11 protein-coding genes are annotated in these 20,078 nt (G+C 64.3%); 4 read left to right on the top strand and 7 right to left on the bottom strand.

Annotated features, from left to right (window positions below; all coding sequences use genetic code 11):
* Positions 1–21: 21 nt before the first annotated feature.
* Together JJC00_RS30740 and JJC00_RS30735 are read left to right on the top strand one after the other, a co-directional pair.
* Positions 22–2,745, top strand: a complete 2,724-nt coding sequence (locus tag JJC00_RS30740) for a sensor histidine kinase (RefSeq protein ID WP_200469557.1) — start codon at positions 22–24, stop codon at positions 2,743–2,745.
* On the top strand, positions 2,742–3,431 hold the full coding sequence (locus JJC00_RS30735; RefSeq protein ID WP_200469556.1) for a response regulator: 690 nt from the start codon (positions 2,742–2,744) through the stop codon (positions 3,429–3,431). Before JJC00_RS30740 ends, JJC00_RS30735 begins: the two co-directional genes overlap by 4 nt.
* A 137-nt stretch (positions 3,432–3,568) precedes the next feature.
* On the opposite strand, the gene JJC00_RS30730 is transcribed toward JJC00_RS30735, so the two are convergent.
* Positions 3,569–4,456, bottom strand: coding sequence for a Ku protein (locus JJC00_RS30730; protein ID WP_200469555.1), 888 nt, complete (start codon positions 4,454–4,456; stop codon positions 3,569–3,571).
* A 118-nt stretch (positions 4,457–4,574) separates the two neighbouring features.
* Here JJC00_RS30730 and ligD point away from each other — a divergent pair, with 118 nt between their 5' ends.
* Positions 4,575–7,250, top strand: a complete 2,676-nt coding sequence (gene ligD, locus JJC00_RS30725) for a DNA ligase D (RefSeq protein ID WP_200469554.1) — start codon at positions 4,575–4,577, stop codon at positions 7,248–7,250.
* Between the two features lie 99 nt (positions 7,251–7,349).
* Here the strand turns inward: ligD and JJC00_RS30720 are convergent, their stop codons facing one another.
* Positions 7,350–7,514, bottom strand: coding sequence for a DUF3309 family protein (locus JJC00_RS30720; protein ID WP_084298933.1), 165 nt, complete (start codon positions 7,512–7,514; stop codon positions 7,350–7,352).
* A gap of 182 nt (positions 7,515–7,696) precedes the next feature.
* Between JJC00_RS30720 and JJC00_RS30715 the strand changes: the two genes are divergently transcribed.
* Complete coding sequence (locus JJC00_RS30715) at positions 7,697–8,014, top strand: polyhydroxyalkanoic acid system family protein (protein WP_200469553.1); 318 nt, start codon at positions 7,697–7,699, stop codon at positions 8,012–8,014.
* A 3-nt stretch (positions 8,015–8,017) separates the two neighbouring features.
* On the opposite strand, the gene treY is transcribed toward JJC00_RS30715, so the two are convergent.
* Genes treY through treS form a run of 5 tightly spaced genes read right to left on the bottom strand, consistent with a single transcriptional unit; the run spans position 8,018 to position 20,072 of the window.
* Positions 8,018–10,804: a malto-oligosyltrehalose synthase gene (gene treY, locus JJC00_RS30710; protein ID WP_200469552.1), complete on the bottom strand. Its 2,787-nt coding sequence runs from the start codon at positions 10,802–10,804 to the stop codon at positions 8,018–8,020.
* A gap of 1 nt (position 10,805) precedes the next feature.
* Entirely contained in the window at positions 10,806–12,560 is a 1,755-nt protein-coding gene (gene treZ / locus JJC00_RS30705) for a malto-oligosyltrehalose trehalohydrolase (RefSeq protein WP_200469551.1), read from the bottom strand.
* Entirely contained in the window at positions 12,557–14,635 is a 2,079-nt protein-coding gene (glgX, locus tag JJC00_RS30700) for a glycogen debranching protein GlgX (protein WP_200469550.1), read from the bottom strand. The genes treZ and glgX overlap by 4 nt, the downstream gene beginning before the upstream one ends.
* A 3-nt stretch (positions 14,636–14,638) precedes the next feature.
* Complete coding sequence (glgB, locus tag JJC00_RS30695) at positions 14,639–16,786, bottom strand: 1,4-alpha-glucan branching protein GlgB (RefSeq protein WP_200469549.1); 2,148 nt, start codon at positions 16,784–16,786, stop codon at positions 14,639–14,641.
* On the bottom strand, positions 16,779–20,072 hold the full coding sequence (gene treS / locus JJC00_RS30690; RefSeq protein WP_200469548.1) for a maltose alpha-D-glucosyltransferase: 3,294 nt from the start codon (positions 20,070–20,072) through the stop codon (positions 16,779–16,781). Before treS ends, glgB begins: the two co-directional genes overlap by 8 nt.
* Positions 20,073–20,078 lie beyond the last annotated feature (6 nt).

Genomic DNA, 20,078 nt, shown 5'->3' with positions numbered 1-20,078 from the left:
CCGGATGATTATATTGCGCTGATGGTTCAACAGCGCCGCGATCCCGAACAACGTCCGTCTCCCGAGGCGCTGCTGGAGGCAGCCCGCCGGGAGGAGAGCGCGAGCGGCAAGCTGAAAATCTTCGTCGGGGCCGCCCCCGGCGTCGGCAAGACCTACGAGATGTTGCAAAGCGCCCATGCGAGGCGTAAGTCCGGCACGGATGTCGTGGTCGGCTTCGTCGAGACCCATGGCCGCGCCGAGACCGAGGCGCTGGTGCGCGGGCTCGAAGTGGTGCCGCGCAAGCGACTCGAGTATCGCGGGCAGGTGGTCGAGGAGATGGACCTCGACGCTGTGATCGCGCGGCGCCCGAAGATCGCATTGGTCGACGAGCTCGCCCACACCAACGCCGCAGGCAGCCGCCACCCCAAGCGCTATCTCGACGTCGAGGAGCTGCTGTCCCACGGCATCGACGTCTACACCGCCGTCAACATCCAGCACATCGAGAGCCTGAACGATGTCGTCGCGCAGATCACCCATGTGCGGGTGCGCGAGACCGTGCCCGATTCGATCTTCGATCGTGCCGATGCGATCGAGCTGATCGACCTCACGCCCGACGATCTGATCCAGCGCCTGCGTGAGGGCAAGGTCTATGTTCCCAAGCAGGCCGAGCGGGCGCTGGAGCACTATTTCTCGCCGGGCAATCTGACCGCGCTGCGCGAGCTCGCGCTGCGGCGTACGGCCGAGCGTGTCGACGAGCAGCTGCTCACCCACATGCAGGCCAACGCCATCGCCGGTCCCTGGGCTGCGGGCGAGCGCATCCTCGTCTGTGTCAGCGAGGACCCGCGTGCGGCCGGGCTCGTGCGCTACACCAAGCGGCTGGCCGACCGGCTGCATGCGCCGTTCACCGCGATTTCGATCGAGACGCGGCGCTCGCTTCAGCTCTCGGACCAGGAACGCGACCGGCTGGCCGATACGCTGCGGCTTGCGGAGTCGCTCGGCGGCGAGGCGCTGACCATCCCCGCGGTCGGCCGACGTATCGCCGATGACGTCATCAATTTCGCGCAAGGCAACAACGTCACCCAGATCGTGATCGGCAAGTCGACGCGCTCGCGCTGGTTCGAGATGGCGCGCGGCTCCGTCGTCCACGATCTGGTGCGCCGCGCCGGCAATATCAGCGTTCACGTCATCCCCGGCGACGAGCTGCCGGACGAGGCGGCGCCCAAAACTGCGGTGCAGACCGCGGCGCGATCCGAGCCGTTCAATCCACTGCCCTATCTGAAGGCGCTCGGCATCGTGCTGGTCGGCCTCGGCGCCGCGGTGCTGCTGCAGCCGCGGTTCGGCATCGAGAACGTGGATCTCGTGCTGCTCACCGCAGTGGTGGCTGTCGCGGTGCGCTACGGCCTGTGGCCGTCACTGCTCGCGAGCCTCGCAGCCTCGCTCGCCTATAATTTCTTCTTTCTGCCGCCGGTCTACACCTTCACCATCACCGATCCAACCAACGTCGCGGCGTTCTTCTTCTTCATGCTGATCGCGATCCTGGTCTCGAATGTCGCGGCGCGCGTGCGCACGCAGGCCGACACCGCGATCGGCCGCATCAGGACCACCGAGCAGCTCTATGCCTTCAGCCGCAAGCTCGCCGGCACCGCCACGCTCGACGACGTGTTGTGGGCGTCGGCTTATCAGATCGCGCTGATGCTGAAGGTCCGTGTGGTGCTGCTGCTGCCGGAGGATGGGCTTCTGACGGTGAAATCGGGCTATCCGCCGGAGGACCAGCTCGACCAGGCCGATCTCGCCGCCGCCAACTGGGCCTGGAGCAATGATCGCTCCGCCGGCCGCGGTTCGGATACCCTGCCGGGCGCCAAGCGGCTGTTCCTCCCGATGCGAACCGGGCGCGGCCCGATCGGCGTGATCGGCATCGACGACGACCGCACCGGCCCGCTGCTGACGCCGGACCAGCGCCGGCTGCTGGATGCGCTGGTGGACCAGGGTGCGCTCGCGATCGAGCGCGTGCTGCTGGTCGAGGACATGGACCGGGTCAAGCGTACCGTCGAGTCCGAGCGGCTGCGCTCCGCGCTGTTGACGTCGATCTCGCACGATCTGAAGACGCCACTGGCCTCCGTGCTAGGCGCAGCTTCGACCATGCGCGATCTCGCCGGCGCGCTGTCCGACACCGAGAAGCGCGATCTGCTCGCTACCGTGATCGACGAATCCGAGCGGCTCAACCGCTTCATCGCCAATCTGCTCGACATGACCAAGCTCGAATCCGGCGCCATCGTGCCAAACACGGCGCTGCACGATCTCGGCGAGATCGTCGGCAGCGCGCTGCGGCGGGCATCAAAGATCCTGGCCGCGCACAAGGTCGCGCTGGTTCTGGCCGCCGATCTGCCGATGCTCGAGCTCGACGCCGTGCTGTTTGAGCAGGTGCTGTTCAACCTGCTCGACAATGCCGCGAAATACTCGCTGCCCGAGACCACGATCGCGATCAAGAGCCGGCGCGAACGTGATCAAGTGGTGCTGGAGATCGCCGACGAAGGCGACGGCATTTCGCCCGACGAGCTCGAGAGCGTGTTCGACAAGTTCTATCGCGCGCAGAAGGGCGACCGCGTTCGTCCCGGCACCGGGCTCGGGCTTGCCATCTCGCGCGGCTTCGTCGAGGCGATGCGCGGCACGATCGCGGCCGCCAACCGCAGTGACCGGAGCGGCGCTGTCCTCACCATCCGTCTGCCCGTCCCGACACAGACCAAAGCATTGGATACCGCCGCATGAGTGCTGCCCCGATCAAGGTTTTGGTGATCGACGACGAGCCGCCGATCCGCAAATTGCTGCGGATGGGGTTGTCGACGCAGGGCTACGAGATCCTGGAGGCGTCGAACGGCAAGATCGCGCTGGAGAAGCTCACCGAGGATCCCGCGCTGATCATTCTCGATCTCGGTCTGCCCGACATCCAGGGCCACGAGCTGTTGCGCACCATCCGTGCCCGCAATGAGAGCGTGCCGATCGTGGTGCTGTCGAGCCGCGGCGACGAGGCCGGCAAGGTGCAGGCGCTCGATCTCGGTGCCGATGATTATCTGACCAAGCCGTTCGGCATGGACGAGCTGCTGGCACGGCTGCGCGCCGCGCTCCGTCACCAGCTTCAGGTCCAGGGCGAACGCCCGGTGTTTCGTACCGGCGATCTCTCGGTCGATCTCGTCCGCCGCATCGTCAAGCTCGGCGAGCGCGAGATAAAGCTGTCGCCGAAGGAATATGACCTGCTGCGCGTGCTGGTTCAGCACGCCGGCAAGGTGCTGACCCACCGCTTCCTGCTCAAGGAGCTCTGGGATGAGCTGACCGACGCGCAATATCTGCGCGTCTACGTCCGCCAGCTCCGCCAGAAGATCGAAGCCGATCCGGAGCGGCCGCAATATGTGCTGACGGAGACCGGGATCGGGTACCGGCTGAAGGCGGGGGATTAAGCTCTCGCGTCGACCACGGCTGAGGGTGTAGCGCGAGCCTGCATCAACATCGTCATTGCGAGTGCAGCGAAGCAATCCAGATTGTCTCCGCGGAGGGACTCTCGATTGCTTCGCTGCGCTCGCAATGACGGGGGTCGTTAGCCCGCCTTCCTGTGCCGCGCTGTCGACCGGTGCGCCTTCTTCGCAGTACGGTGCCGCCCCGTTGCCCGCCGCGCATGGGACTTCGCCGCCGTCTTCTTCCCACCACGTCGCTTTAAGCTTTGCTTCAACGCATCCATCAGGCTGACGACGTTGCTCGGGCGCTCCTCGGGCTCCTCCGGCAGCTCGATTGTCTTGCCGCTCGCCTTGCGCTTCACCAGCGCCTTCAACGCGGTCTCATACTCATCCTTGAATTTGCTTGGGTCGAAATGCGCCGTCTTGGTGTGCAGGATGTGGCCGGCGAGCTGGACCATGTCCTTGGTGATCTTCGGGCTCTTGATGTCATCGAAAAACTGATCCTCGTCGCGCAGCTCATATGGGAAGCGCAGCGTGGTGCCGAGCAGACCCTTGCCGAGCGGCTCGATCGCGATGATGTGCTCGCGGTTGGTCAACACGATCTTGGCGAGCGCGACGCGGTCCTGGTCCTTCATGGCGTCGCGGATCACGGCAAAGGCATCCACCGCAGCCTTGCCCTCGGGGGTGATATAATAGGGGTGGTTGAGATAGCGCTGGTCGATCTCCTCGCTCGGCACAAAACTCTCGATGTCGATGGTGTGGTTGCTCTCGATCTGCACCGCCTCGAGCTCCTCCGGCTCGATCTCGACATATTTTCCTTTGCGCAGCTCGTAACCGCGGCCCTTCTGGTCGCTTTCGACGACGTCGCCGGTCTCAGAATCCACCATCTGCTGCTTGAGCCGGTTGCCGGTCTCGCGGTTGATCATGTGAAACCGGGTCTTCTCGGCCGCCGTGGTCGCGGGGTAGAGTGCGACCGGGCAGCTGACCAGCGAGAGTTTCAACGTTCCCTTCCAATAAGCGCGCGGGGCCATTCCGTTCTCCAGTGATTTCAAGGCGTTTTGGAACCCCAACCGCCCCATAGGGTTTTGGTTCCGGGTGGGACTTTTGCCGTGATAGGCTTCAACGCGATTAGAGAATGCGGGACCGGTCGTGCTGCGAAAACTCTCCACTTACCGACAGAAACGCGATTTCGAGAAGACGCCGGAGCCGTCAGGCGAGGCCGCGGTTGCGCCATCGAGGCAGCGCCGCTTCGTGATCCAGAAGCATGACGCGACCCGGCTGCATTACGATTTCCGCCTCGAATTCGACGGCGTGTTCAAGTCCTGGGCGGTGACGAAGGGCCCCTCGCTCGATCCGCACGACAAGCGGCTGGCGGTGGAGGTCGAAGACCATCCGCTCGACTATGGCGATTTCGAAGGGACAATTCCCGAAGGCCAATATGGCGGCGGCACGGTGATGCTGTGGGACCGCGGCACCTGGGAATCCGATGACCCGGAAGCCGGTTTCAAAAAGGGCGACCTCAAGTTCACCCTCCACGGCGAGAAGCTGCATGGCAGCTGGGTGCTGGTGCGGATGCGGCACGACCGCAGCGGCGGCAAGCGCACCAACTGGCTGCTGATCAAGCACCGCGACGAATACGCTAGCGAGGGCGAGGATATTCTGGCGGAGGACAAGTCGGTCGCCTCCGGCCGCGCCATGGACCAGATCGCCGGCGGCAAGGGCCGCGCGCCAAAGCCGTTCATGCTGGCGAAGGGCACCAAGGGCAAGGCCGATGCGGTCTGGCAGTCCAACCGTGCCGAGGAGACCAAGGGGCGGACCGTCAAGCCGGCGCCTCGCGCGGCGCTCAAGAGCGGCGCGGCCGCAAAGGGCAAGGTCGCGAAAGGGAAGGCGACGACCGCGACCACGGCCAGGAAGGTCTCGGAGATGCCGGACTTCGTCGCGCCGCAGCTCTGCACCCTGGTCGAGCGGCCGCCCGCGGCCGATGGCTGGTGCCACGAGATCAAGTTCGACGGCTACCGCGTGCAGCTTCGCGTCGAGGGCGGCGAAGCGACCTTGAAGACGCGCAAGGGCCTCGACTGGACCGACAAGTTCGCTTCGATCGCGAAAGAGGCCGGTGCGCTGCCAGAGGTGCTGATTGACGGCGAGATCGTCGCGCTAGACCACAACGGCGCGCCGAACTTTTCCTCGCTGCAGGCAGCGCTGTCGGACGGCAAGACCGAGGATTTGATCTTCTTCGCCTTCGACCTGCTGTTTGCCGAGGGCCTCGATTATCGCCGTCTGCCGCTTGGCGAACGTAAGGAGCGTCTCAAGGCGCTGCTGGAAGCGCGCAAAAAGAAGACGAGCCAGATCCGTTATGTCGAGCATTTCGAAAGCGGCGGCGACGCGGTGCTGCAATCGGCCTGCAAGCTCGAGCTCGAAGGCATCGTGTCAAAGAAGCTCGATGCACCCTATCGTTCCGGCCGCACCGAGAGCTGGACCAAGGCAAAGTGCCGCGCCGGGCATGAGGTCGTGATCGGCGGCTACAAAACCACCAATGGTAAATTCCGCTCGTTGATGGCCGGCGTGCATCGCGACGACCATCTCGCCTTCGTCGGGATGGTCGGGACCGGATTTGGCGCCGACAAGGTCAAGCGCATCATGCCGTTCCTGAAAGATGCGGCGTCGAGCGAGAACCCGTTCGGCGGCAAAAACGCGCCGAAGAAGACGCGCGACGTGCACTGGGTCAAGCCGGAGCTGGTGGCCGAGATCGAATTCGCGGGCTTCACCGCCGATGGCAATATCCGCCAGGCCGCATTCAAGGGCCTGCGCCAGGACAAGCCGGCCGAAGAGGTCGAGGCGGAAACGCCCGTGGATACCAAGCTCGCGCAGCTTTCCGCCAGAAAGCGCGTTGTAGCAAAGCCTGCCAAAGCGACGGGTACCGCCGAGGTAATGAGCGTCGTCATCTCCAAGCCGGAGAAGGAGCTATGGCCGGACGGCGGCGACGGCGAAGGCGTGACGAAGCTCGATCTCGCGCGCTACTTCGAGGCTGTCGGCCCCTGGATGATCGGACACATCAAGGGCCGCCCTTGCTCGATCCTGCGCGCGCCAGACGGCATCGGCGGGGAGAAATTCTTCCAGCGGCATGCCATGCAGGGTACATCGAACCTGCTCGAACTCGCCAAAGTGTCCGGCGACCGCAAGCCGTATCTCCAGATCGATCGCGTCGAGGGGCTTGCCGCGGTCGCGCAGATCGGTGGCGTCGAGCTGCATCCCTGGAATTGCGCGCCCGATGCCTATGACACGCCGGGCCGGCTGGTCTTCGATCTTGATCCCGCGCCAGACGTCAAATTTGCAGACGTTGTCGAAGCGGCGAAGGAGATGCGCCAGAGGCTGGCCGATGTCGGTATGGAGAGCTTCTGCAAAACCACTGGCGGCAAGGGTCTCCATGTGGTGGTGCCGCTGCTCCACGGCGCGCGCGACAAGGTGAGCTGGAAGGACGCCAAGGCGTTCGCGCAAGGCGTCTGCCAGTGGATGGCCGATGACGATCCCGAGCGCTATCTGCTCAACATGTCGAAGAAGCTGCGCAACGGAAAGATTTTTTTGGATTACCTGCGCAACGACCGTATGTCGACGGCGGTGGGGCCACTATCGCCCCGCGCCCGCGATGGCGCGACCGTGTCGATGCCGGTCACCTGGGCGCAGGTGAAGGCCGATCTCGATCCGAAGAAGTATACAGTGCGGACGGTGCCGGGCTTGCTCGCGCGATCGAAGGCGTGGGAGGGCTACGACGATGCCGCCGCATCGATCAAGGCGGCGGCGAAGAAGCTAGCGGGGAAAATGAAGTAGGGTGGGCAAAGCGGAAGCGTGCCCACCACCTTTATTTGCTGTGGCGAAGAAGGTGGGCACGGCGGGTTGCGCCTTTGCCCACCCTACAAGTGCTCGTGACTAAATCCGCCCCATCAACAGCAAGATCAGCAGAATGATGATGACGAGCCCGAGGCCGCCACCGCCGTAATAGCCGGTACCGTAGAACGGACCGCCGCCGATGCCGCTGAAGCCGCCGAGCAGCGCGATGACCAAAATGATCAGAATGATTGTACCGATAGACATGCTAGTCTCCTCCAGCCCTTTGTTGAAAGGGTCGTTGCACCTGTCCCGTCGTGCGGGGGCAACTTGCCGCATGTTTTAAAGTTCCGGATTTGAAACGGGTCGAGAGGTCCCAACTTGCATGGAACCTTTGACCGTCCGGCCGGCATGACTATGTGAGGATCAGCCACCACGGGCCCGAGACCATGTCAGCACCGCTTGTCGTTTCCATTCCGCATCATCTCGGCCGCGAGGAAGCTGCGCGGCGGCTCAAGACCGGGCTTGGCCGCGCTGCAGCGAGCATTCCCGTGATGCAGGTCGAAGAGGAGCGCTGGAGCGGCGACACTCTGGCCTTTCGCATCCGCGCGCTCGGCCAGATCGCGACGGGGCAGGTCGACGTCGCCGACGACCACGTCAAGGTCGAGGTGGTGCTGCCGTGGCTGTTGCAGCGTTTTGCCGAGATGGCGCAGGCGACGATCCGCAAGCGCGGGCAATTGCTGCTGACCAAGGACGAGGGAAAGTAGGCGTCAGGCGCCCACGCGTTGCCGCGGAGGCCTGATGGGGCTTGCCGCGCGGGCCTCGATGACCGCAGCGGGAAAATCCCGGAAAGCCTGCGCGAGCGGCAATTCGTTGCCCGCAAGATCCGGCGCGGTGTAGCCGCTGATGTCGACAGTTGCGTCAAGGCCTTCGAGCGTGGGCCATTCCCGGCCCGCTTGCGTGAAGGGAGCGAACTGACGTCCGACCACGACGATTGCGGTAGCGCGCCCATGCCGGCGCGAGAAGGCGATGACATGGTCGGCATGCGCGCCACGGACGTCGAGCGGCTGGTAGTGGCCTTGTGCGAAGATGTCAGCGAGTTCGTTGCGCAGCTTGAGGAGGCGCCGCGTCCAGGCGAGCTTGAGCTGCCCGTCCGGCCAGGTCTTGATCAGTCCGCTCCAGTCCGGCGCTTCCAGCGGACCCAGCGCCGCCTGCCGCAAGGCAAAATCCACCGGGCGGCGGTTGTCGGGGTCGACCAGCGACAGGTCCCAGAATTCGGTACCCTGGTAGAAATCGGGAACGCCCGGCAGCGTGGCCTTCAGCGTCAACTGGCTCAGTGAGTTCAGGGCCCCGAGCAGCGCGACGCGGCGGGCGAGGGTTTGCAGCGCGTTCAGGAAGTCGCCTGACAACGCGGGATCGAGAATTTTCTCGATGAAGCCCTTGATGCCGTCTTCATACGCCTCATGCGGATTGAGCCAGCTCGTCTCTTCCTTGCCCTCGCGCGCAGCCTTGAGCGCATAGGCCTGGATGCGCTCGACAAAGCCGGCATCGATCGCGCCTTGAAGCGGCCAGGCGCCGAGCAGGGTCTGGTAGAGCATGTATTCGAACGTGGCCGACGGCGCGCGCAGATTGCCATGAAGCGCAAGGTGGGGCGCGTTCAGCACTTTCCAGCGCGAAACCGCGCTGGTCCATTCGCCGGGAATTTCGCTGAGCGCCGCGATCCGTGCACGCGCATCCTCGCCGCGCTTGGTGTCGTGGGTGGCGGTTGCCGTCATCCCTTGCGGCCATTCCTTGGCGCGAGCCCGCATCGCCTCGTGGAAGGCGGGAATGGTGAGGCCGTGGCTTGCGGGATCGCCGCCGACCTCGTTCAGCGCCAGCAGCCGGTGGAATTGATAGAAGGCCGTGTCCTCCAGCGATTTCGCCATCATCGGCCCGGTGAATTGCTGCACCTTGAGCGCAAAACGACGGACACGCGGGGCGCTGTGCGGCGGGCGACCGGGCTTGAGCAGGTCCATGGTCAGCGCATCGCGCAGGAAGTCGAAAATGCCTTCGTCGGCAGCGAACCATTCGGCGCGGGCGCGCTCGATGGTGTCGTCGATCAGCTTTCGGTCGAGCGCCGTGGGGCCACTATGTGTCAAATAGGTGCGATAGACGGGAAAGTGCAGCACGTACAATTCCAGCGCCTGCCGCAAGCTGTCGGCGGAAAAGTCGCGGGTCGAGTAGTGGCCATTGGCCATGCGGGCGAGCAGCCGGGTCAGCACGGTGAATTCGCTGGTGAGCAGCGTCTCCAGCACGCGCCGCTTGGCGTCCTTGACGTAGGGGCTAAGTCGCGGCGGCCTGTTGCTGATCTGCCGCCAGGTCTCGTCCAGCGCATCCAGCCCCTTGGCGTCGACCAGCACTTGCGTGATGGCGTTCATCCACTCATACCCGGTGGTGCCCTGGACGCCGGCGAAGTGCGGCAGGCGCTCGTGCTCGCACAGGATCTTTTCGATCACGGTGTAGAACGGCTTTGTGTTGCCTTGTGCGTCGCGAACCAGCCGGCGCAGCCGCTGGCAATATTGCGCAGGATCGCGCAGGCCGTCGATGTGGTCGAGGCGGATACCCTGCAGCTTGCCCTCAGCGACGAGCTGCTTCACCAGCCGGTGCGTGGCCGCGAAGGTGCTCGCATCCTCGACGCGCAGGCCGGCGAGCCCGTTGACGTCGAAGAAGCGGCGATAGTTGATGTCGCTGGAGGCCAGCCGCCAATGGCCAAGCTTGTAGTTCTGCCGCTCCAGCAGATGGTGCAGCGCCAGCGTTTGCGCCGGGCGATCTTTCGCCGTGCGATAGGCGGCGAGGCCGTGGGTGATGATGTCGGCGCTGCCTGCGATCTCCTTCAGCTCCGCCTTGAAGCCGGGAGCTTCCTTGCGGTTCGGTCGGCGCAGGCCTGTGTAGCGCGCAGCGAGCGAGAGCAGGTGTTTGCCGGCTGCGGTCTCGGCAGCGTCCGCTTCCTTCACGATCATCCGCAGGATCTCGCCATAGCGCTCCGGCGCGATCGGCAGGCGGTGCTCAAAATACCAGGCGGAAAAACTGCCCTCGTCGGGATCGTAGCGCAGCTCGATCTCGCCGCGCTCCAGCGCCTCGCCATAGGATGAGCCGAGGATCGGCAGCAGCAACCCGCCGCGTGCGCGGAAAGGCAGCAGATCCCAGTCGATGTCGAACGAGACCGCGTGCGGCGAGGCCTGGCCCCATTCCAGCACGTCCAGCCACCAGGGATTGTCGGCAAAGTGCACGCCGACGTGGTTGGGCACGAAGTCGATGATGAGGCCGAGCTCGTGCTGTCTGAGCGCGTCGCTCAGCCGCGCAAAGCCAGCCTCGCCACCGAGTTCGGGATTGAACTGGCTGTGATCGACGGTGTCGTAGCCATGGGTCGAGCCTTTGCGGGCCTTCATCACTGGCGAGGCGTAGAGATGCGTGATCCCAAGCGCCTTGAGATAAGGCACGACTGCGACGGCCTTGTCGAAGTCGAAATCCGCGGTGAGCTGAAGCCGGTAAGTCGCGAGAGGAATCGCGGACGGCATATCAACCTCCGAGATGCCAGATCACCGACCAGGGCGGAAGCTGGTCGCCGCTTGAGCCACCCCAGATCGGCGCGCCCGCATTGCTGCTGGAATGTGTAATTTCGTGGTCCGAAAGATTGGCGGTCAGGTGCAGCGTCGTGCCGTCACCCATGCGCCAATGCGCGGTGAGCAATCCGCCGTCGGCCGCCGCGGCATCGCCGAAGCGCGCGCCCTTCAGCCGCGGCGCAATCTCCTTGCGGCGAAGCGTGAGCAGCTCGCGCACCAGCACAAGCCGCGCATCCTGCGCCGCTGTGCGGCCGGTCCAGTCGAGCACGGCCGATTGCGGCGTGGCCGGATCGAGCGGGTCCGGCACCTCATCGCCGTACTTCTCGTAGGCCCAGGCATATTCCTGCTTGCGCCCCTTGCGCACGGCATCCGCGAGCCCACCCTGGAAATCGCAGAAGAACGGGAACGGGATTTTTGAGCCCCACTCCTCGCCTTGAAACAGCATCGGCACCATCGGCGCGAGCAGGGTCACCGCAAGCGCAGCCCCGATCTGCTGGGGCGATGCCAGGCTCTCGAGCCGGTCGCCGAGCGGGCGGTTGCCGATCTGGTCGTGGTTTTGCAGGAAGTTGACGAAGGTGGCCGGCGGCAGCTCGCCGCTCGCCTCGCCGCGCGGTTTCTTGCCCCAGAATTCCGAGATCTCGCCCTGGTAGATGAAACCCGAGGCGAGCGCGCGTGCCAGATCCATGCGCGGCGTCTGATAGTCCGCGTAATAGCCGGCGAGCTCGCCGGTCAGCATCACATGCCAGGCGTGGTGGTAGTCGTCGTTCCACTGCGCGCGATATTTGCCGTTCGGCGGCTCCTGCGCGGCATCGAGCAGGCTGGCTTGGTTGTCGCCGTTCTCCAGCACGAGATGAATGTGCCGTCCGGTGGCCTTGGCGAGCTCGCCGGTGGCGGCACTGAGGTCCTGCAGCATCGACTGCTCGCCGGGAATCGCCATGATGTGGTTGGCGGCATCCAGCCGCAAGCCGTCGAAGCGATAGTCGGTGAGCCAGGACAGCGCGTTCTCGACCGCGAACGCCCGCACCTGCGACACGCGATAGTCGATCGTGCTGCCCCAGGGCGTGTGCGCGTCGGTGAAGAAGGTCGGCGCGTAGCGGCCGAGATAGTTTCCTTCGGGACCGAAGTGATTGTAGACGACGTCCAGAAACACCATCAGCCCGCGCAGATGGGCTTCGTCGATCAGCGTCTTCAACTCTTCCGGGCGGCCATAGGCGCTGTCGGGCGCATACCAGAGCACGCCGTCATAGCCCCAGCCGCGGCGGCCGGCGAAATCGGCCAATGGCATGAGTTCGAGCGCGGTGATGCCGGTTGCGACGAGATGATCGAGCTTGTCGATCATGGCGCGATAGGTGCCATCACGCGTGAAGGTGCCGACATGGGTCTCGATCAGCACCGTCTCTTCCCAGGGGCGGCCGCGCCAATCCTTCGCGCGCCACGCGAAGCGGTCGTGATCGATCACCTCGCTCGGACCGAACACGTCCTCGGGCTGGAACGCCGACGCGGGATCAGGCACGTCGATCTCGTCGTCGATCCGAAACTTGTAGGTGCTGCCGACGGACAGGCCGGCAATCTCGGCGACATACCAGCCATCCTGCCGGCGCTGCATGGCGCGTCGTCTGTCGAGCAGGAGATCGACACGACGCGCACCCGGCGCCCACAAACGGAACGACACGCCGTCCTTGGTCGGCTTCGCCCCGAAGGATGGCCTCATAGCGCCCCCGCGAAGGCGAGCACGGAGCGCGGCGGCGCCTTGCTGTCGCTTCCGGGCAGGAAATCAACGCTGTTCAGCTTGGCATCCGTCGTGTTGAGGATCTGCTGCCAGCTTTTGTATTCGGGCATTTTGGGCAATTTGAATGCGATCTCTTCGGGGGCGGCGTTCAATACGATAAAGATCGCCGCGCTGCGCGGTTCCATCGGCCCCATCACATAAGAGAGAAACCGCCCCTCCGGGAATTTCCAGTCGTTTTCCGTCATCTCGTCGCCGGCAGGCGTCAGCCACAACGCGCCGTAGGAGATGCCGTCTTTCGGCCGGCCATCCAGCCAGCGATGGCTGCGAAGCTGCGAGAAGCGGCGGCGAATGTCGGCGAGACCTGAGACGAAATCGACCATGTCGTCGCCGTCCTTGCCAAGATTGTCCCAGCCGACCCAGCCCACCTCGTTGTCCTGGCAATAGGCGTTGTTGTTGCCGGACTGCGTGTTGCCGACCTCGTCACCGGCGAGGATCAGCGGAATGCCCTGCGCCAGCATGAGGCAGGCCAGCACGTTCTTGCGAAGCTGTCGGCGCAGGCTGAGGATGTTCGGATCGTCGGTCGGGCCCTCGACGCCGCAATTGTTGCTGTGGTTGTCGTTGGAGCCGTCGCGATTGTCCTCGCCGTTGGCCTCGTTGTGCTTCTCGTTGTAGCTGAAGAGGTCGGCGAGCGTGAACCCGTCATGCACGGTGATGTGGTTGATGCTGGCGCGCGGCCGCCGTCCGTCATGGTTGAACAGGTCGGAGGACGCCGTCATGCGGCTGGAAATGTCGCCGATCAGGCTGCCTTCGCCGCTCCAGTAGCGACGCATGGCGCTGCGATAGCGGTCGTTCCACTCCGACCATTGCGAGGGGAATGCGCCGACCTGGTAGCCGCCAAGCCCAAGGTCCCACGGCTCGGCGACGAGCTTGACGGTCGCCAGCACCGGATCCTGCCGGATCGCCGTGAGAAACGAGATGCCGCGGTCAAATCCGTTCGGGCCCCGTGCGAGAGTAGTGGCAAGGTCGAAGCGGAATCCGTCGACATGGCAGACCTCGACCCAGTAGCGCAGCGAATCCATCACCATCTGCAGCACGCGCGGATGGGCCAAGTTCACCGACGAGCCGCAGCCGGTGAAGTCGTCATAGTAGCGCGGGTTCTCGCGGTTCAGCCAGTAATAGGAAGCGTTGTCGATGCCGCGGTAGCACAGCGTCGGTCCGAGATGGTTGCCCTCGGCGGTGTGGTTGTAGACGACGTCGAGCATCACTTCGATGCCAGCATCGTGCAGGCGCGCCACCGTGGTGCGGAAGGAATCGAGCGCGTTGTCCTGGGCGTAGCGCGGCTCGGGCGCAAAGAAGGACAGTGTGTTGTAGCCCCAGTAATTGGCGAGCTTCTTCTCCACCAGTATGCGATCGTCGACGAAGCTGTGGATCGGCAACAGTTCGACGGTCGTGACGCCGAGCTTCTTTAGATGCTCGATTATCGCCGGCGACGACAGGCCGCCATAGGTGCCGCGCAAATTCGGCGGCACGTCGTCGCGCTTCTGCGTCAGTCCCTTGACATGGGCCTCGTAGATGATGGTGTCTTCCCAGGGAATGTTGGGCCGGATCTCGCGCCGGCCCCAGTTGAAGGTCTCGTCGACCACCACGGCCTTGGGCATGCCGCGCGCGTTGTCGCGCCGGTCGAACGACAGATCCTCGCGCGCCGAACCGGTGCGATAAGCGAAATGCGCGTCACTCCAGACCAGCCGCCCCGACAGTCGCTTGGCGTAGGGGTCGAGCAACAGCTTGTTGGCGTTGAAGCGGTGGCCGTGCTCGGGCTCGTAAGGGCCGTGCACACGATAGCCGTAGAGCTGGCCCGGCGAGACATCGTTGAGATAGCCGTGCCAGACGTCCTCGGTGCGCTCCGGCAGCTCGATGCGCTCGAGCTCGCGGCGGCCCTGGCCGTCGAACAGGCACAGCTCGATCCTCTCGGCATTGGCGGAGAACAGCGCGAAATTGGTGCCGCGTCCGTCCCAGCTTGCACCGAGGCGTGCGGGCGATCCAGCAGTCAGGCGCATCGGTCAGCTTTCCGGAACGAGGAAGATCGCGGCGAGCGGCGGAATGGTGAGGCGGAGCTCGCGCGCCTTGCCGTCAACGGTCTGGACCTCGCCGATGTTCCCGACATTGGTGCCGCCATAATGGGCGGAGTCCGAATTGAATACCTCTTTCCACTTGCCGGCAAAGGGTACGCGAACGCGGTAGTTCCGATAGACGTTGGGCGAGAAGTTCACGACGACGAGACACCGCGCGTGCTCGTCAAAGCCCTTGCGCAGCCAGGCGAAGACGTTGCGGTTGGCGTCATCCGTGATCACCCATTCGAAGCCAGCCTGATCGCAATCCATCTGGTGCAGCGCCGGCACCGCGCGATAAAGCCGGTTGAGGTCGCGGACCAGCGCCTGGATGCCAGAGTGATATTTGTATTCGAGCAGGTGCCAATCGAGCGATTGGTCGTGATTCCATTCGCGGCTCTGCGCGATCTCGCCGCCCATGAACAACAGCTTCTTGCCGGGATGGCCGAACATGAAGCTGTAATAGGCGCGCAAATTGGCAAAGCGCTGCCATTCGTCGCCGGGCATGCGGCCGAGGATCGAGCGCTTTCCATGCACCACTTCGTCATGTGACAGCGGCAGGATGAAGTTTTCCGAGAACGCGTAGTGCAGGCCGAACAGGATCTCGCCGTGATGATGTTTGCGGTGGATCGGATCCTTGCTGATGTAGTTCAGCGTGTCGTGCATCCAGCCCATATTCCACTTGTAGCCGAAGCCGAGCCCGCCGAATTCGACGGGACGCGAGACCTGCGGCCAGGCGGTGGATTCCTCGGCCGCCGTGGTCGCCTGTGGGAAGCGGGCAAACAGCTCGGTGTTGAAACGGCGCAGAAAGTTGATGGCTTCGATATTTTCGCGGCCGCCATACTGGTTCGGAATCCACGCGCCGGGCGGGCGGCTGTAGTCGAGATAGAGCATGGACGCCACTGCATCGACGCGCAGGCCGTCGATGGCGTAGCGCTCCAGCCAGAACAGCGCGTTCGACACCAGGAAGTTCGTCACTTCGGTGCGGCCGTAATTGTAGATCAGCGTGCCCCAGTCGAGATGGCGTCCCTGCAGCGGATTGGCGTGCTCGTAGAGCGAGGTGCCGTCGAAACTGCCGAGTCCGTGCGGGTCGTCGGGGAAGTGACCGGGCACCCAGTCGAGCAGCACGCCGACGCCTTCGCGATGGCAGGCATCCACCAGTGCCGCGAAATCTTCAGGCGTCCCGAAGCGGCTGGTCGGTGCATAGAGGCCGGTCGGCTGATAGCCCCAGGAGCCGTCGAACGGATGCTCGCTCACGGGCAGGAATTCGAGATGGGTGAAGCCCATGTCGCGCGCATAGGCCGGCAGCTGCTCGGCCAGCTCGCGATAGGTCAGCCATTCGTCGCCGTTCTTGCGGCGCCACGAGCCGAGATGAACCTCGTAGATCGACATCGGCGCCGACAGTGCGTTGATGCCGTCGGGGGCGGACCGCGGCCGTGGCAGGTGCGCTTCGTCGAACACGATCGAGGCCGTCTTCGGCCGAACCTCGCTGGCAAACGCCAGCGGGTCGGATTTCAGCGGCAGCAGATGGCCGTGTGGCCCGATGATCTCGAATTTGTAATGGTCGCCGGCCTTGGCGTTCGGGATGAACAATTCCCAATAGCCGGCGCCGCGCACCCGCATCGGGTGACGCCGCCCATCCCAGAAATTGAAATCACCGACCACGGACACGCGTCGCGCATTCGGCGCCAGCACGACGAAGCCGATGCCGTCGATGCCTTCGAGCCGCATCGGATGCGCACCGAGCTTGTCATAGATGCGCTGATGGGTACCTTCACCGAGCAGGTAGAGGTCGAAGTCGGTCAGGATCGGCGGAAAGCGGTAGGCGTCCTCGAACTCGACGACGTTGTCGCCGAATTTGGCGCGGAGCTGGTAATGCTTCGAGCCGTTGGGCAGGGCGCCGATGAACAGGCCTGAATCGTGGACGCGATCGAGCTTTGCCACCTCGCCGTGCTCGCCGACGGCCTCGACATTGGAGGCCTCGGGCAGGAAGGCACGCACAACGCTCTTGCCCCCCTCGGGGTGCAGCCCGAGATAGTGGAAGGGATCGGAGTGGCGGCCCTCGATGATCGCGTAGGCTTCGGCTGGCAGTTTAGGCATGGGCTTCGCTCCTGGCACTGGACAGAATGCGAAGCAGGCCGGTCAGCGGCGCATTGAGCCCCTCCGGCCGGTGGGACAGCTCGTACTCTACCTCGTCGAACGCTCGATCAAGCAGGAAAAACCTTAACATGCTTTCCGCGGAATGCTTCTGTTCCGGCCAGAGCCGCCGATCAGTCATGGCCTCGCGATAGGCGGACAGGAAGGTCGCGGTGGCGCATTCGCGCCATTCGCCGAGCGCGGCCGTGAGTCGGCCCTGCTCGTCGCTGCCCCCGGAGACCGCCCGGTTAAGTGCGGCGTTAACCGAAAGATCGATCGAGCGGATCAGTGCCGCGACGTCGCGCGCGGCAGGCAGCTTGCGCCGCTTGTCGGCCAGCGCGAGATGCGGATCGCCGTCGAAATCGATGATGAAGATGTCGTCCTTCACGATCAGAGTTTGCCCGAGGCGGAAGTCGCCATGATGACGGATGTTCAACCCGCCGATGTCGGATGGCAAGAGCGCGTTGATATGGTCCGGAAGGGTCGCGCGTAGCGCGACCAGCCGGTCGATCAGGGGCCGGTCAGCCTCGCGCAGGCCATCGCGGCTGTCGGCGAGGCGCTCGAAGACCCGCTCGGCCCGTCCCTTGAGGTCGGACGTCCAGCGCTTGACGTCCGCAGGACCAATCGCTTCAGGGGCAAGATCGGCGGACTTTGCTGCGGCGAGCGCCACGTGCAGCTCGGCCAGCCGCCGGCCGGTCTGCGCCATGAAGTGCAGGTAGGGCGCCTGCTCCTGGGTTGCCCGGGGCATCTCGTCCACCGGCCCCAATCGCTGCTCATCGATGTAGCGGTCGAGATAGCCGATGGTCACGGCCCAGCCGTCGCCCTGGTTTTCGACATAGGCGTGCAAAACGCCGACGGCGCTGCGACGATCGCCCTCGACCAGTTCGACACTACCAAGCAGCGCCGGCGCATTGGCGAAGCGGGCGACCTCTGTCAGGTAACAGCCGATCTCGATCTCGGGATTGATACCGCTTTCGAGCTGGCGATGGATCTTGGCGACATACTGGTTGTCGACCAGGGCCGTGCTGTTCGATTGCTCGACCGCCCGGATGCGCGCGGGCTCCTTGATGGTGTATTCCGCGAACCGGCTGGTGGCCTTGAACTCCAGTCGGAGATTGTTTTCGTCCACAACGAGGCTCTGCGACAAGCCTCGCAGGAAAAGCCCGATGAAGATCTGGTCGGTCGCGACGTCGAGCAGCGTACCTTCGCGGGCGCCCTGGCGCACGGCGGCGAGCGCCTTGGGGTTGAAGCGCTCGCGGTCGAACCGCACCCACTCGATCTGCATTGGCAGCACGTAGCGTATCGTGACGTCGTCCTGCGCCGTCTCAAAGAACGCGATCCAGGGCCGGTTGTCACCGATGTCGCTGAACGGCACCGCCGAGGTCAACGTGGCCTTGATGTGCTTGGGATTGTGCTCGGGATACCAGCGTGTCCGCGACAGGAAGCCCGGCAGCACCTCGCGCTCGAACACGCCGCGCTCGCGCGCGAGCGACACCCAATTCGAATTGAGTGGCACCACCAGCGTTTCGAACTCCGGCACCGCGCGTGGCGTCACCGGCTCGGACTTGTCGCGCTCCTGGAGCTGGAACCAGTAGAAGCCGTAAGGCCCGAGCGTGATCATATAGGGCAGCTCGCCGATCGGGGGGAAGCGCGTGCGCCCGAGCATCTCCTGCGGGATGCGGTCCTTCCACGGCGACAGATCGAGCTCGGTCGCTTGCGCGGCGCGCGAGAGGTTGGCGACGCAAAGAATAACCTCGTCGTGATATTGCCGGACATAAGCCAGCACGGCGCGGTTCGCCGGGCGGATGAAGGTCATGGTGCCGCGGCCGAAGGCCAGCGTCGACTTGCGTACCGAGATCAGCCGCTTGGTGGCGCTCAGCAGCGACGACAGGCTGCGCGACTGCGCCTCCACGTTGACCGAATCGTAGCCGTAGACAGGATCCATGATGGGCGGCGCATAGAGGCGGGCCGGATCGGCGCGGGAGAAGCCGCCATTGCGGTCCGGGCTCCACTGCATCGGCGTGCGCACACCGTTGCGATCGCCGAGATAGATGTTGTCACCCATCCCGATCTCGTCGCCGTAATAGATGATCGGCGTGCCGGGGAACGACAGCAGCAGCGAGTTCATCAGCTCGATCTTGCGCCGGTCATTGTCCATCAGCGGCGCGAGACGCCTGCGGATGCCGACATTGATGCGCGCGCGGGGATCGTTGGCATAGGTGGTCCAGAGATAGTCGCGCTCGACGTCGGTGACCATCTCCAGCGTCAATTCGTCGTGGTTGCGCAGGAACAGCGCCCATTGACAGCTCGCCGGAATGTCCGGCGTCTGGCGCAGAATGTCGGTGATCGGAAAACGGTCCTCCTGCGCGATCGCCATGTAGATGCGTGGCATCAGCGGGAAATGGTAGGCCATGTGGCATTCGTCGCCGCGGCCGAAATATTCCTGCACGTCCTCGGGCCATTGGTTGGCCTCGGCCAGCAGCAGCTTTCCCTTGGAGTAGGAATCCAGCTCATGGCGCAGGCGCTTGATGATGGCATGCGTCTCGGGGAGGTTCTCGTTGGAGGTGCCCTCGCGCTCGCAGAGATACGGAATGGCATCCAGCCGGAAGCCGTCGACGCCGGCATCCAGCCAGCGCTTCATCACCTGGATAATGGCGCTGACGACGCGTGGGTTGTCGAAGTTGAGGTCGGGCTGGTGCGAAAAGAAACGATGCCAGTAGAACGCGCCGGCCTCGGGATCCCAGGTCCAGTTGGATTTCTCGGTATCGGTGAAGATGATCCGTGTGTCCTGGTATTTCTGGTCGGTGTCGCTCCAGACGTACCAGTTGCGGGCGCTCGAGCCTGCAGGGCTGCGGCGCGCGCGCTTGAACCAGTTGTGCTGGTCCGAGGTGTGATTGACGACGAGCTCGGTGATGACGCGCAAGCCCCGCTTCTGCGCTTCCTGGATGAAGCGCTTGAAGTCCTTCATCGTCCCGAAATCGGGATTGATCGAGCCGTAGTCGCCGATGTCGTAGCCGTCGTCGCGACCGGGCGAGGGATAGAATGGCAGCAGCCACAGCGCGGTGACGCCGAGATCCTGCAGATAGGCCAGCTTTTCGGTCAGCCCTGCGAAATCGCCGATGCCGTCATTGTTGCTGTCGGCAAACGCCTTGACGTGGAGCTGGTAGATGATGGCGTCCTTGTACCAGAGCTCATCCACGATCTCGGCAGCCTCGGCCTTCTTGGTGTCGACGGAAGACAGTACATTCATGGCGTG

This window comes from Bradyrhizobium diazoefficiens, assembly GCF_016616885.1.
Taxonomy (GTDB): Bacteria; Pseudomonadota; Alphaproteobacteria; order Rhizobiales; family Xanthobacteraceae; genus Bradyrhizobium; species Bradyrhizobium diazoefficiens_F.
This window is presented reverse-complemented; position numbering and strand designations above follow the sequence as displayed.

Coding starts and splice junctions, on each gene's coding strand:
- JJC00_RS30740 (WP_200469557.1), top strand. CDS start 22: ATGGTTCAACAGCGCCGCGATCCCGAACAACGTCCGTCTCCCGAGGCG.
- JJC00_RS30735 (WP_200469556.1), top strand. CDS start 2,742: ATGAGTGCTGCCCCGATCAAGGTTTTGGTGATCGACGACGAGCCGCCG.
- JJC00_RS30730 (WP_200469555.1), bottom strand. CDS start 4,456: ATGGCCCCGCGCGCTTATTGGAAGGGAACGTTGAAACTCTCGCTGGTC.
- JJC00_RS30720 (WP_084298933.1), bottom strand. CDS start 7,514: ATGTCTATCGGTACAATCATTCTGATCATTTTGGTCATCGCGCTGCTC.
- JJC00_RS30715 (WP_200469553.1), top strand. CDS start 7,697: ATGTCAGCACCGCTTGTCGTTTCCATTCCGCATCATCTCGGCCGCGAG.
- treY (WP_200469552.1), bottom strand. CDS start 10,804: ATGCCGTCCGCGATTCCTCTCGCGACTTACCGGCTTCAGCTCACCGCG.
- treZ (WP_200469551.1), bottom strand. CDS start 12,560: ATGAGGCCATCCTTCGGGGCGAAGCCGACCAAGGACGGCGTGTCGTTC.
- glgX (WP_200469550.1), bottom strand. CDS start 14,635: ATGCGCCTGACTGCTGGATCGCCCGCACGCCTCGGTGCAAGCTGGGAC.
- glgB (WP_200469549.1), bottom strand. CDS start 16,786: ATGCCTAAACTGCCAGCCGAAGCCTACGCGATCATCGAGGGCCGCCAC.
- treS (WP_200469548.1), bottom strand. CDS start 20,072: ATGAATGTACTGTCTTCCGTCGACACCAAGAAGGCCGAGGCTGCCGAG.